Source organism: Cupriavidus sp. CER-90, assembly GCF_057652055.1.
Window position 1 is genome coordinate 1,262,477 of record NZ_JBYGYM010000001.1, and the last position, 13,113, is coordinate 1,275,589.

Consider the following 13,113-nt stretch of genomic DNA (forward strand, 5'->3'; position numbering starts at 1 on the left):
AAATTGTCAGGTCGGTAAGTGTTTCAGGACGCTGGCCGAATCCCGGTCGGAATTCGCGGGTCGAACCGACATCTTATCCCGCCCATTTTACGGCCGCCTCGTACATTCGAATGATTGTCAGGATTCCCGGGCGCGCGCCGCCTGCGGTGTCATCAGCGGCAACCCCGCGCGTGCCTGCCACGCCTCGTAGGCGGCGTGCAGTCGCCAGCCCGATTCGAGATCCCGCATGCCCAGCAGCTGGGCCACGGCAGCCGGGGTGGTACCGGCGTCGAAATGCATCGCACCACACGTATTGCGCAGCGTCTGGGGCGACGCCCGCTCGCTGCGGCCAGCCAGCACCCCGGCCTCTTCCAGCAGGATTTCAATGCGGCGATAGATCGACGCCGCATGCATCGGCCGTCCATTGGCCATGGCCGGAAATACCAGGTCGCCCAGCGATTCCGCCGCCTGACGAACCCCCAGCCATCGGCGCAGCGGCGCATGGGCAAAGCCGAACAGCGGCACCATATAAGTACGTCCGTTATCGGGGCGCACCATGCGGATGGCCATGGCACCGTCGTCGATGCCGTCGATGGCTTCCAGGCGCAACGCGCGCACCTCGGCCACCTTCAGGCCGCCGCCCAGCAACACGGCAAGCAGCGCCACGTCCCGGGCGCGCTTCCAGGCCGTGGGCGACATCTCGCCCCTGGCGTCCTTGCCGGCCGGCAATTCGGGCTGCGGCGCCAGGATTCGGGCGACGAGCAGGTCGCGCTCACCCGGCAGCAGAAAGGCCGTGGGATCGTTCTCGCCGTCGGCCAGATGCGCCTTGACCGCCTGACTGGCCGGATTGTGCAAATTCTGTTGCAGTGTGGCCAGGTGGTGGAAGATCCGCTCTATGAGTCGCGCATATCGATAGCGGTGGCGCTTGTGAAGCTGCTGCGCATCGAGAAAGGCGCCGATCTGGCCGGCCGACCATTTGAGTGGCGGCAGACCCTGCTCGGCGGACCAGCGCAGCAGCTTGCCCCACATGGCGCGGTAGACGATGGCCGTACCGGGGCGAAAGCCATGCCGGGCCAGCCAGCCGTCGAACGCACGTTCGGGCTGCCGATACCAGGCGGCAAGGTCGGCATCGAACAGGTCGTCGGACACCGGCTGCGCCCCGCCGGGCGGGCCGGTGTCGATCGCGGGGTGGGTCACCACTTCATCTCCTGCATGGCGCATAAGGCAATGGGGCCATTGTAGACAATGCGCCACTGGCCGCTGCGGCGGTGCCGCAAATAGTCGCTGCAACCCGTTGCATGGGGTCGGGCGGACGTGATACCTTGCGGTTCATCATGCAACTGGTTGCATAGCAAGTCCGATTGCCTGATCGCCTGCCTGCCTCGCCGCGTCGATGGCATGTGCCCCACGAATTGCCGCCCTCTTCCGAAGGAACCGCCATGGCCATTCCCGCCCTGCTGCAAAACCTGTCGCTCCCGGCCGTCTGCTCGCCGCTGTTCATCATTTCCAATCCCGACCTGGTCATCGCGCAATGCAAGGCCGGCGTGGTGGGCTCGTTCCCGGCGCTCAACGCGCGCCCGGCCGAGAAGCTGGAGGAATGGCTGGACCGCATCACGACCGAGCTGGCCGAGCACGACGCCAGGCACCCCGACCGTCCCGCCGCCCCGTTCGCGGTCAACCAGATCGTGCACAAGTCCAACGACCGGCTCGAACACGACCTGGAAATGTGCGTGCGCTACAAGGTGCCCATCGTCATTACGTCGCTGGGCGCCCGCGCGGAAGTCAACGAGGCCGTGCATTCGTATGGCGGCATCGTGCTGCATGATGTGATCAACAATACCTTTGCCCGCAAGGCGATCGACAAGGGCGCCGACGGCCTGATCGCCGTGGCGGCCGGCGCGGGCGGCCATGCCGGCACGCTGTCGCCGTTTGCGCTGTTGCACGAGATCCGCGAATGGTTCGATGGCCCGCTGCTGCTGTCCGGCGCCATCGCCAGCGGTGACGCGGTGCTGGCCGCCCAGGCCGCGGGCGCAGACCTGGCCTATATCGGCTCGGCCTTCATTGCCACGCTGGAAGCCAATGCCCAGGACGCTTACAAGCAGATGATCGTCGACAGCAACGCCGACGACATCGTCTATTCCAACCTGTTCACGGGCGTGCACGGCAATTACCTGCGCGAAAGCATCGTGCGCTCGGGCCTGGACCCGGAAGCACTGCCGACGTCGGATGCCACGGCCATGAACTTCGGCTCGACCCGCGTCAAGCCGTGGAAGGACATCTGGGGCGCCGGTCAGGGCGTGGGCGCCATCAAGCGCGTGGTACCGGCAGCCGAACTGGTGCGCCGTTTCGTGGAAGAGTACGCACTGGCACGGCGCCGCCTGGGCCTGGCGCCAGCGGAAGCCGCCGCGCATGCGGCCAGCGTCGCCTGATTTGGCGTTTTTCTGATGTATTCGTGATGTTTCCCTTTCCCGCCCCGGTGCATGACCGGGCGGGAAAGGGGATTGGCGTCCGGTACTCCGCCGTTAGCCTTCGCCGGGTATTTCCAGCAGCGGCATCAAGTCGCGCCCCCACTTCACCCAGTCCTCCTGGAACCGGATGCCTCGCCGCAGCAGCGCATACTGGATTTGCTGGCGCCGGTCGAGCGTGCCGCCGAAATCCTTGCGTTCGATATCGCGGTAGAGCGCCAGGCGATCCTCGTGCAGGGCGATCAGGCGCCGCATTTCCTCGTCAAGCCCGAGCGGCCCGATTGCAGCATCTGCACGTAGCTTGACCAGAATTTCCTCACGCTGGTCCAGCCCCGCACCGGGCGACAGCACCCATCGCACCAGTTCGTCGCGGCCGGACGGCAGCACGTAATACACCTTCTTGCGATTCTTTTTTTCCGCCGGCGCCCCGTGCGGTGCGCTGGCCGGAGTGGCCGGGGCCGCCTGATCCTTGCCGCCGTCCTCGGCCGCAATCCAGCCCATTTCGGCCATCCGCCCCAGTTCGCGGTAAATCTGCTGGTGCGTGGCGTGCCAGAAATAGCCGATGGACTTGTCGAAGCGGCGCGCCAGGTCGTAACCCGACGACGGCTTTTCAATCAGGGAAATCAGAAGCGCGTGCTGGGTGGACATTCGCCGTGGAAGTGGTGGCCCGGGGTTGGCATGAAGGTTGCTGCCTTGAGCCGGGAATGTTCAGGGTGGCGCTATGGTAGCGCGCAAGTCGGAGCGCGTCATGCCGTTAACCCTTGCAACGCCTGTCGGGCGGCGCCGGCGCGGGACCACCATCCTGATATCGACAGCCCAACAGAATCCTAAATATGACAATTTAGGCAATTATCCTGAAACTGATGTAAAAAAATCGAAATGGCTTTTCGCGACCGCCTGCAATACATTCCAGACATTGCCACCCGCATGCGCGCGCCTTTTCCTTGCCGGCCCAACGTTCAGCGCCATGCGTCTCCTGGGAGTCGTCGATGAACGCAAGACCGGAAATCACCGAAGGCACGGCAGCGGGCGAGTCCTCGGTGTCCGTCAGCGCCGCGCGCGCACGTGCCGGAACGGCACCGATTTACTACCGGCTGCCCGATACCCCGGACGGCCACCATATCAAGGAATACGCCAGCGGCCTGCGGCAGCTGGTGCGCTTCGTCGGGGTCGAGGAACAGGTCGTCAAGTACAGCCTGACCTGATTGCCTGCCGGCGGCCAGGGTCCGCCCGGCCGCACGCCGAAGCCGCAGCTTGTCTCCTCCTGTCCTCACGGACCTGGGATTTGCGCCCGCGCCAACCTCGCGGGCGTTTTCTTTGGCGCGCGGCTTTTGGCGCAGGCAATAAAAAACCGGCCGCCGGGCAGGCGCCCGGAGCCGGTTCGAGTATTGCCGTACGGCTTGCCTGCGTGCTACCGACGCAGGCTCGGCCGATCAGTCCACCGTCGCGCCCGAAGCCTTCACCACCTTGGCCCACTTGGCGGTTTCCGACTTCATGAAGGCGGCCAGCTGGGCCGGCTTCTCCGGGTTCGGCTCGGCGCCTTGCTCGGCCATCTGCTTCTTCACTTCCGGCATGGCCAGGATCTTGACCACTTCGGCGTTCAGGCGATCGACGATCGGCTGGGGCGTGCCGCCGGTGGCGTACAGGGCGAACCACGACGTGGCCTCATAGCCCGGCACACCGGCTTCGGCCACGGTCGGCACGTCCGGCAGTGCCGGCGAACGCTTGCCCGAGGTCACGGCGATGGCGCGCAGCTTGCCGGCCTTCACGTGGGGGTACGACGAGGGCATGTTGTCGAACATCAGGCCGATCTGGTTGCCCAGCAGGTCGTTCACGGCCGGGGCGCTGCCCTTGTACGGAATGTGCTGGATATGCAGGCCGGTCATCGAGTTGAACAGCTCGCCCGACAGGTGCATCGACGAACCGCTACCCGACGAACCGTACGACAGCTTGTCCGGGTTGGCCTTCACGTAGGCAATCAGTTCCTTGATGTTGTGAACCGGCACCTTCGGGTTCACCACGACGATGTTCGGCACCATGGCCACGCGCGTGATCGGCGCGAAATCCTTGACCGGGTCGTACGGCAGTTTCGAGTACAGCGACTGGTTGATCGCGTGCGTGCCGATCGTACCCATGAACAGCGTGTAGCCGTCGCCCGGTGCCTTGGCGGCCAGCGACGCGCCGATGTTGCCGCCCGCGCCCGGACGGTTGTCCACCACCACCGGCTGACCCAGCGCCTTGCCCAGTTGCAGGCTGACGATACGGGCCAGGATGTCGGTGGTGCCACCGGCCGAGAACGGCACGATCATCGTGATCGGCTTGGTCGGGTAGTTGCCCTGCGCCTGCGCGCCGGTCATGACGGCAAAGCCGGCGGCCATTGCGACGCCAGCGGCCAGCAGGCGTCTGCGCGCCTTCGAGGTTTGATTGGTGATGCTCATCTTGTGCTCCAGGAATTGATGCACACCCGCGGACGAACCTTGTGCGCGGCCGTGGGCGCAATGCTTGTGTATCGCTATTCCACCCCGTGCCTTGGGGCGGGCAACTTTCTTATACGGGTGCCACCCCCAGCGTGGTTCCGCCGCAGACGTACAGCACTTGTCCCGTCACGAAACCATTCTCGGGGGCGAGGAAGAACAGCGAGGCACGCGCCACGTCTTCCGGCGTTCCCATTCTCTTCACGGCGATGCTTGCCAGGATGCGCCGTGTCTGTTCGCTGCCCTCCGGATTGCTCTTTCGGAACAGCTCGGTGGCGATGGGACCCGGTGCCACGGCGTTGACGGTGATGCCGTCGCCGCCCAGCTCCATCGCCAGCGTTCGGGTCATGCCAACCAGCCCCGCCTTGGCCGCGGAATACACCACGCGCTCGGGCTTGCCCAGCGCCGCGCGCGAGGCCATGTTGACGATACGCCCAAAGCCGGCCGCACGCATGGCGGGCAGGCAGGCCTGGGTCAGCAGCATCGTTGCCTGCAGCGTCAGGCCCACGACGTAATCGAGATCGGCGGCGGTGGCCGTATCGGCCGTGCCGGGACGCGTGGCGCCGGCGTTGTTGACCAGCCGGGTCACCGCGAACTGCGAGGTCACCTTTTCCGCCACCGCACGCGTGGCGTCGGCGTTGGTCAGGTCGGCCTGGAAAAAGGTCAGGTTCGGATGCGACCACGTCGGCTCTGCATAGTCGACATTGATCACACGGGTCACGCCATCGGCGAGCAGCATTTCTGCAATCGCACGGCCAATGCCGGAACTGGCGCCGGTGACAAGCGTGGCAACGGGAAGGGACATCTCGGAACTCCGCACCGGCACACATGAGCCGGGTCAGTCAGAAAAAGATGCGGCAAGACCGGCGAGCCCGTCGGCCTGGCCGCAATGCTCTACCTCGTTGGGGAAGAGACACCACTGAAACTTCCCACCTGTATTAACGGCGGGAAACGAGGGGAATTAAGCGGATGATGAACTGGCCGATTGCCCCATGTTTGCTCCCCTCTCCCATAGCATGGGCGAGGGGCGCGCACAACGACGGCATTCAGCCCTGAACGATCAGACCCGCTCGATCACCATGGCGATACCCTGGCCCACGCCGATGCACATCGTGCACAGCGCGAAGCGGCCGCCGGTACGCTCCAGCTGGTACAGCGCCGTCGTCACCAGGCGCGCGCCGCTCATGCCCAGCGGGTGGCCCAGGGCAATCGCGCCGCCGTTCGGGTTCACGCGTTTGTCGTCGTCGGCGATGCCCAGCTGACGCAGCACGGCCAGGCCTTGCGCGGCAAACGCTTCGTTCAGTTCGATCACGTCGATCTGGTCCAGCGACATGCCCAGCTGCTTCATCAGCTTCTGGGTGGCCGGTGCCGGGCCGATACCCATCACGCGCGGTGCCACGCCGGCCGTTGCCATGCCGACGATACGGGCACGCGGCTTCAGGTTGTGCTGCTTCAGGCCCGCTTCGCTGGCCAGCAGGATGGCGCAGGCGCCATCGTTCACGCCCGACGCATTACCGGCGGTCACGGTGCCGTCCGGGCGCACCACGCCGCGCAACTTGGCCAGGGCTTCCATGCTGGTGGCACGCGGGTGCTCGTCACGGTCGACCACAATCGGGTCGCCCTTCTTTTGCGGAATGGTGACGGCGGTGATTTCCTGGGCCAGCGTGCCGTCGGCCTGGGCGCGCGACGCCTTTTCCTGGCTGCGCAGCGCCATCAGGTCCTGGTCTTCGCGGCTGATCTTGTAGTCCGTGGCCACGTTCTCGGCGGTCTCGGGCATCGAGTCCACGCCGTAGGCGGCACGCATCGCCGGGTTGATGAAGCGCCAGCCGATGGTGGTGTCGAAGATATCGGCCTGGCGCGAGAACGCCGACGTGGCCTTGCCCATCACGAACGGGGCGCGGCTCATGCTTTCCACGCCGCCCGAGATCATCAGGTTGGTTTCGCCCGACTTGATGGCGCGCGCGGCAGTGCCCGTGGCGTCCATGCCGGAGCCGCACAGGCGGTTGATCGTCGAACCCGGCACGGCCTCCGGCAGACCGGCCAGCAGCGCCGACATGCGCGCCACGTTGCGGTTGTCTTCGCCCGCCTGGTTGGCGTTGCCGTAGATCACGTCGTCGATGGCCGACCAGTCCAGGCCGGCGTTGCGTGCCATCAGTGCCTTCAGGGGCACCGCGCCCAGGTCGTCCGCGCGCACGCCGGACAGGCTGCCGCCGTAACGGCCGATGGGGGTACGGATGGCGTCAACGATAAATGCGTCGCTCATGTTCTGTCTCGCTCGGTTTTGGTGGTCTGGGTGGTGGATCAGGCGGCCTGGGCCTGCTTCAGGGGCACGCCGGTCAGACGTTGCAGTTCGTCAAACGACAGGCCTTCCGCGAGGTCGCGGGCAACCAGGCCGTCCGGCGTCACGTCGAGCGTGGCCAGATCCGTGTAGATGCGCGTCACGCAGCCGATGCCGGTCAGCGGATAGGTGCATTCCGGCACGATTTTGCTCTCGCCCTGCTTGGTCAGGTGCTCCATCATCACGAACACCTGCTTGGCGCCGATTGCCAGGTCCATCGCACCGCCCACGGCGGGAATGGCGCCGGGGGCACCGGTATGCCAGTTGGCCAGGTCGCCCTTTTCGGACACCTGGAAGCCGCCCAGCACACAGTAGTCGAGATGGCCGCCGCGCATCATCGCGAACGAATCGGCATGGTGGAAGTACGAACCACCGGCCTTGATCGTCACCGGCTGCTTGCCGGCGTTGATCAGGTCGCCGTCTTCCTCACCGGCAGCCGGGGCGGGGCCCATGCCCAGCAGGCCGTTTTCGCTGTGCAGCAGGATTTCCTTGTCGGCCGGCAGATGGTTGCCAACCAGGGTGGGCAGGCCGATGCCGAGGTTCACCACGGCACCGTCCGGAATGTCTTTGGCCACGCGGGCGGCCATCTGGTCGCGGGTCAGGCGTTGCATGTTCTTTCTCCTTCTACGCTCAGGCGGCCTGGGCAGCCGAGCCGCCCACCTTGACCACACGCTTGACGAACAGGCCCGGCGTGACGATGTGCTCGGGGTTCATGTCGCCCAGTTCGACGACGTGGCTGACCTGCACGATGGCGCACTTGGCAGCCATGGCCATGATCGGGCCGAAGTTGCGTGCGGTCTTGCGGTAGGTCAGGTTGCCCCAGCGGTCTGCCGTGTCGGCCTTGATCAGCGCGAAGTCGGCGTGGATCGGCTTTTCGAACACATAACCCTGGCCGTCGATGATGCGCGTTTCCTTGCCTTCGGCCAGCGGCGTGCCGTAGGCCGTGCGCGTGAAGAAACCGCCAATGCCGGCCCCGGCGGCGCGGATGCGCTCGGCCAGGTTGCCCTGGGGCACCAGTTCCAGTTCGATCTCGCCCGCATGGAACAGCGAATCGAACACATACGAATCCACCTGCCGCGGGAACGAGCAAATGATCTTGCGCACGCGCTTGGTCTTCAGCAGTGCCGCCAGACCCGTGTCGCCATTGCCGGCGTTGTTGTTGACGATGGTCAGGTCACGCGCCCCCTGGGCGATCACCGCGTCGATCAGTTCCGCCGGCATGCCAGCCAGGCCAAAGCCGCCGATCAGGATCGTGGCGCCGTCGTGGATGCCGGCCACTGCCGCTTCCACCGAGTCATATAGCTTGTTGATCACTTGCGTTCCAGTACGGAAGGGTCCGGCATCGCGCCGGGACCGGCCGCAAGAGGGGCGGCACGCAAAGATGTCTCCGGCAGACTGCTCGGACGGGCGTCCCATGCGCCGACCCGTGCTCGGCACGGCGACGACATCGGGACAGGGTCCACAATCTTGCAGTTGTCTTGATGAGCCGTCTTGCGGCGGCTTCGGTGATGGTCGGCGGATCGGGCGCGCAGCGATGTTCGCTATACGAACCCCAATTCGCAGAATGAACAAAGGTTACACCCGGCGTCAAAACAGGGTCAATAAGGGTCTGCGCGTGGCGGGCGATAATCGGTCACCGCCCGCGCACGCAGCGCACGTTCAGGGCAGGCGCAGCACCGCCTGGCTGCCGTTCGCGCCGGGGCGTACTTCGAGCCGCACATCGATCCGCTCGCGCAACTCCGCCACGTGCGAGATGATGCCGACCAGCCGGCCGGCCTGCTGAAGATCGAGCAGCGTGCGGATGGCGAAGTCCAGGCTTTCCGGATCGAGCGTGCCGAACCCTTCGTCCACGAACAGCGTGTCGAGCTGGATGCCGCCGGCGCGCGACTGCACCACGTCGGCCAGCCCCAGCGCCAAGGATAGCGACGCCAGAAAGCCCTCGCCACCCGAAAGCGTGTTGGCCGGCCGGGTGGTGCCGGTATCGTGGTCGAACACCTCCAGGTCCAGCCCGCCCGCCATGCGCTGGTCCCCCTGCTCGCGCACGCGCTGCAGCGCGTAGCGGCCGCGGCTCATGCGCAGCAAGCGCAGCGACGCCGCCTCCAGCACCTCGTCGAGCAGCGTGGCCAGGACAAAGCGTTGGAACGTCATGCGGCGCGGATTGTTGCCATTGGCCACTTCCGACAGGCGGCCCAGCACCGCATAGCGCGTTTCCACCTCGCGCCCTTCGGCGGCCAGCGATTCCACCTGACCCTTGCATTGCAGCAGCGTGTCGCGCGACGCGGCCACTTCGCTGCGCTCGCGGATGGCGGCTTCGAGCCGCACGGCCGCCTGGTCGCGCGTGGCCAGCAGCGCGGGCATGTCGGGGATCTGCAGTGCCTTGGCGATGGCGGCGGTGCGGGCATGCCATTCGGCTGCACGGGCCAGCGCGACATCGAATGCACGGATCGCATCGTCCAGCGCCGACATGGCGTCGGCGGACAGGCACGCGGCAGCGTAAGCGTCTTCATGGTCGAAGGCGGCCGCGCGCATGGCGTCGGCCAATGTGGCCTCGCGCTCGGTGACGCGGGCGTCGGCCTGGGTGACGTTGTCCCGCGCGGACGCCAGCGCCGCCGCCGTTGCGGCCTGCAGCGCGACGGCGTCGCGCTCGGCGCCCTGTGCGGCCTGCAATGCGGCTTCAAGCGCGCCGGCTTCGCGCCGGGCAGCCTCGAGCGCGGCCGTCATCGTATCGGGATCGCGCGAATCCTCGGGCACCTGTTCGCAGGCGGCCCGCCATTCGCCATCCAGCCGCGCGTGTTCCTGCGCGGCGGTGCGGGCGGCCGTGTCGGCAGCCTGGGCCAACACTTCGGCGGCCTCGACGGCCTTGCGGGCCTGCACCGTCTGCGCCGCCAGCGCCTCGGCGCGCTTGCCTGCCTGTTCGGCCTGGCGGGCAGCCTCGGCCAGCGCGGCGATCTCGGCATCGAGCGCACTGGCGCCCGCTGCGGAAACATCGCCCGCGGCCTCGATCAGGTCCGCCAGCCGCGCCTGCCATTGCGCGGCGCTGGCGCCCGCCCGCTGGTGTGCGGTGCTGGCCTCGGCCAGCGCATCCTCGGCCTTCTGCAACGCCAGCCGCGCGGCATCGAGATCGTCGTCGGTCACCAGCGCCAGCGTCTGTTGCGCCAGTGCCGGATGATCCTTGCCGCCGCACACCGGGCACGGCTCGCCGCGCCGGACGCTGCCGGCCAGGCGCGCGGCCTGCCCGTGGCGCCAGTCCACCTCGGCCTGGCGCATGGCCACGCGCGCCGCATCGCGGGCTTCGGTGGCAGCGCGCCTCAGCGCCTCGCTGCACGCCAGTGCCGCGCGCAGCGGCCCAAGCTCGGCCTCGATCTGGCGGCATTTCGCGATGCGGGCGGCGCGTTCGCGGGCCTGTTCCAGCCGCAGCTGCAGCGCCTGCAGCCCCGCCGCGCCCGCGCGCGCCTGTTCGGCATCGGCCTCCAGCGCCTTGAGCGCCCTGGCGGCGGCCTGGAACGCGTCGATCTTCGCCGCGCATGCCGACTGCGCCATGGCCAGCGTGGTGCCGGCCTGTGCCACGGCATTGCGCTGCACCTCCAGCTTGCGAGCGTGCGGCAGCAGGTGTTCGAGCCGCGTCACCGTGCGTTGCGCGGCGGCCCGGGCTTCCTGGCGCGACAGTTCGGCGCGCAGCGCACGGGCGGCAGTTTCCGCCGCCTGCGCGGCCCGCGTGGCCGATGTTTCGGCTTGCGCCTGGGCCGCGCGCACCCTGGCCTGATCCTGCCGGGCGGCCTGCAGTTGCTGCACCGCCGGCGTGACCTGCGCGGCGCGGCGCGCCGCCTGCAGCCGCGCGCGATCGCCGTCCACGGCCGCCACCTTCGCATTCAGCATGGCATGCCCGCCCTCGGCTTCGCGCCAGGCCTTGATCTGGGTATGTTCGAGCTCGCCCTTGCGCAGCGACGCCTGCGCGGCCTCGCTGTCGGCGCGCGCGACGTCCTCGCGGCGCAGCAGCTCGGCCAGCGTGACCTGCAGCGCGTCGATGCGCTCGGTCAGGGCGTCGATCGACGCCAGCGCGTGCTGGTCCAGCAACGTCTTGCGGCGCACGGCAATCTGCTCGGCCTCGCGGCGGATGCTGGCGGCCTGCTCCTTGAGCTGCTCTTCCACGCGGCGATACAGCTCGGTATGGAACAGCCGCTCCAGGATGCCCTGGCGCGCTCGCGAATCGGCGGTCAGCAGCTCGCGAAAGCGGCCCTGCGGCAACACGATGACCTGGCGGAACTGCGCGCTGTCGAAGCCCAGCAAGTCGCGCACGGCGTCGCTGACGCGGCCCGGCTGGCTGGCGTGGCTCTTCCAGGCGCCGTCGAGCATCACGTCCAGCTGCGCCTTGGCGGCTTCCTTGACGAAACCGCCTGCCGCGCGCTGGCTGGGGCGGTCCTGCGTGGGCGAGCGCGACACGCGGTAGTGCATCGCCCCCAGGCCGAATTCCAGCGTGACTTCGGTGCGCAGCGCGGGGTCGGCATTGGCGCTGCGCATGTCCTGCGCGCTGCGCTCGCCGCCCGACGTATCGCCGTAGAGCGCAAAGCAGATGGCGTCGAGCAGCGTGGTCTTGCCCGCGCCCGTGGGTCCATGGATCAGGAAGAACGCCTGCTCGCCGAGCCGCGTGAAATCGATGGTCTCGGTGGCGGCAAACGGACCGAAAGCCTGCAACCTCAGGTACAGCGGTTTCATGCCGATTCCCTTTCCGAAGCCTCCATACCGGCCAGAAGATGGTCCAGTGCACGGCGTTGGTCGCCGTCCAGGTCCGCGTCGGCCACTTCGCGGAAGAAATTCGCAAACAGGCTGCCGGTGTCCAGTTCGCGCATGCGCCGGCCCGCTTCGCCGGCCTGCCCGCTGCGTGCCAGGATGGCCCGCTCGATCGCCAGCGCGTTCGGATACGCCTCGCGCAGCCGCGCCATCGGGTCCAGCAGCGCGCCGGTATCGGTCAGCACCGCATGGACGTAGTCGTCCCGGCGCGCGTCCGCCAGGCCCGCCGCCACCAGCGCGGCCAGTTCGCCGGTCAGGATGCGCAGGTCGCGGCGCGGCTTCAGGGCGATGGGCTCGATGCGCACCGCGCCTTTATCGTCCAGTTCGACCAGCGACACGGTCTTGTGGTGATCGGCTTCCGACAGCGAATACTTGAGCAGCGACCCGGCGTAATGAATCCGCTCGCCGATGGTCTGCGGCCGGTGCAGGTGGCCCAGCGCCACGAAGTCGAAGCCGTGGAACAGGTCCGCCCCCACCGCCCCGCTGCCGCCCACCGACAGGGGCCGTTCCGATTCACTGACCGCACCGCCCACCACGAATGCGTGTCCCACCGCCACGGCGCGCACGCCGGCCGGATGGCTGGCGCGGATCGCGTCCAGTTGCGCGCCCAGCGCCGCCTCGTGCGATGACAGCTCGACACCGAGCGCGTCGCGCACCACGGCCGGCTCCGCATACGGCAGCGCGTAGATCCGCACCTCGCCATGGGCGTCGCGCAGCGACACACAGGCCGCTTCGGGCCCCGTGCGGCCCGCCACATGCAGGCCGCGCGCGGCCAGCAGACGCGCGCCGAAATCGAGCCGCTGCGCGCTGTCGTGGTTGCCCGCGATCATCACCACCGGCACATCGGCTTCCACCACGATGCGCGCCAGCACGTCGTCCAGCAGCGCCACGGCCTCGGGCGGCGGCACCGCGCGATCGTAGACGTCGCCGGCAATCAGCACGGCATCGGGCCGCACGTCGCGCACCAGCGCCACGAACTGGTCAAGCACGTGCGCCTGGTCTTCCAACAGGCTGCGGGCATGGAAAAGCCGACCGAGATGCCAGTCGGCGGTGTGGAGAAAACGCAATT

The 13,113-nt window shown here is 67.7% G+C and carries 11 protein-coding genes; 2 read left to right on the forward strand and 9 right to left on the reverse strand.

The window, feature by feature from the left end:
- Window positions 1–117: 117 nt before the first annotated feature.
- Entirely contained in the window at window positions 118–1,176 is a 1,059-nt protein-coding gene (locus AC24R4_RS05715; RefSeq protein ID WP_400392996.1) for a tyrosine-type recombinase/integrase, read from the reverse strand.
- 242 nt (window positions 1,177–1,418) lie between these two features.
- Between AC24R4_RS05715 and AC24R4_RS05720 the strand changes: the two genes are divergently transcribed.
- A complete protein-coding gene (locus AC24R4_RS05720; RefSeq protein WP_400392998.1) occupies window positions 1,419–2,408 on the forward strand; it encodes an NAD(P)H-dependent flavin oxidoreductase in 990 nt (329 codons plus the stop codon).
- Between the two features lie 93 nt (window positions 2,409–2,501).
- Here the strand turns inward: AC24R4_RS05720 and AC24R4_RS05725 are convergent, their stop codons facing one another.
- Complete coding sequence (locus AC24R4_RS05725) at window positions 2,502–3,092, reverse strand: PadR family transcriptional regulator (protein WP_400393000.1); 591 nt, start codon at window positions 3,090–3,092, stop codon at window positions 2,502–2,504.
- A 341-nt stretch (window positions 3,093–3,433) separates the two neighbouring features.
- On the opposite strand from AC24R4_RS05725, the gene AC24R4_RS05730 reads away from it, so the two are divergent.
- A complete protein-coding gene (locus AC24R4_RS05730) occupies window positions 3,434–3,649 on the forward strand; it encodes a hypothetical protein (RefSeq protein WP_153949808.1) in 216 nt (71 codons plus the stop codon).
- A 228-nt stretch (window positions 3,650–3,877) separates the two neighbouring features.
- On the opposite strand, the gene AC24R4_RS05735 is transcribed toward AC24R4_RS05730, so the two are convergent.
- The 7 genes from AC24R4_RS05735 to AC24R4_RS05765 form a co-directional block, all read right to left on the reverse strand.
- A complete protein-coding gene (locus AC24R4_RS05735) occupies window positions 3,878–4,882 on the reverse strand; it encodes a Bug family tripartite tricarboxylate transporter substrate binding protein (protein WP_029051535.1) in 1,005 nt (334 codons plus the stop codon).
- Window positions 4,883–4,991: 109 nt separating this feature from the next.
- Window positions 4,992–5,723 carry an SDR family NAD(P)-dependent oxidoreductase gene (locus AC24R4_RS05740; RefSeq protein ID WP_400393003.1) on the reverse strand — a complete coding sequence of 244 codons (732 nt, stop codon included), beginning with the start codon at window positions 5,721–5,723 and terminating at the stop codon, window positions 4,992–4,994.
- 255 nt (window positions 5,724–5,978) lie between these two features.
- On the reverse strand, window positions 5,979–7,181 hold the full coding sequence (gene pcaF / locus AC24R4_RS05745) for a 3-oxoadipyl-CoA thiolase (RefSeq protein ID WP_400393005.1): 1,203 nt from the start codon (window positions 7,179–7,181) through the stop codon (window positions 5,979–5,981).
- Window positions 7,182–7,219: 38 nt separating this feature from the next.
- Window positions 7,220–7,867: a CoA transferase subunit B gene (locus AC24R4_RS05750; RefSeq protein ID WP_400393007.1), complete on the reverse strand. Its 648-nt coding sequence runs from the start codon at window positions 7,865–7,867 to the stop codon at window positions 7,220–7,222.
- A 19-nt stretch (window positions 7,868–7,886) separates the two neighbouring features.
- Window positions 7,887–8,570 (reverse strand): 3-oxoacid CoA-transferase subunit A, encoded by a 684-nt coding sequence (locus tag AC24R4_RS05755; RefSeq protein WP_249640962.1) that lies wholly within the window; start codon window positions 8,568–8,570, stop codon window positions 7,887–7,889.
- A 345-nt stretch (window positions 8,571–8,915) separates the two neighbouring features.
- Window positions 8,916–11,969, reverse strand: a complete 3,054-nt coding sequence (locus AC24R4_RS05760; protein ID WP_487522475.1) for an AAA family ATPase — start codon at window positions 11,967–11,969, stop codon at window positions 8,916–8,918.
- Entirely contained in the window at window positions 11,966–13,111 is a 1,146-nt protein-coding gene (locus AC24R4_RS05765; protein ID WP_400395723.1) for an exonuclease SbcCD subunit D, read from the reverse strand. Before AC24R4_RS05765 ends, AC24R4_RS05760 begins: the two co-directional genes overlap by 4 nt.
- Window positions 13,112–13,113: the final 2 nt, after the last annotated feature.

What these genes read in the sequence shown, in the direction of transcription:
- AC24R4_RS05720 (WP_400392998.1), top strand. Translation starts at nt 1,419, where the DNA reads ATGGCCATTCCCGCCCTGCTGCAAAACCTGTCGCTCCCGGCCGTCTGC.
- AC24R4_RS05750 (WP_400393007.1), bottom strand. Translation starts at nt 7,867, where the DNA reads ATGCAACGCCTGACCCGCGACCAGATGGCCGCCCGCGTGGCCAAAGAC.
- pcaF (WP_400393005.1), bottom strand. Translation starts at nt 7,181, where the DNA reads ATGAGCGACGCATTTATCGTTGACGCCATCCGTACCCCCATCGGCCGT.
- AC24R4_RS05740 (WP_400393003.1), bottom strand. Translation starts at nt 5,723, where the DNA reads ATGTCCCTTCCCGTTGCCACGCTTGTCACCGGCGCCAGTTCCGGCATT.
- AC24R4_RS05735 (WP_029051535.1), bottom strand. Translation starts at nt 4,882, where the DNA reads ATGAGCATCACCAATCAAACCTCGAAGGCGCGCAGACGCCTGCTGGCC.
- AC24R4_RS05760 (WP_487522475.1), bottom strand. Translation starts at nt 11,969, where the DNA reads ATGAAACCGCTGTACCTGAGGTTGCAGGCTTTCGGTCCGTTTGCCGCC.
- AC24R4_RS05730 (WP_153949808.1), top strand. Translation starts at nt 3,434, where the DNA reads ATGAACGCAAGACCGGAAATCACCGAAGGCACGGCAGCGGGCGAGTCC.
- AC24R4_RS05725 (WP_400393000.1), bottom strand. Translation starts at nt 3,092, where the DNA reads ATGTCCACCCAGCACGCGCTTCTGATTTCCCTGATTGAAAAGCCGTCG.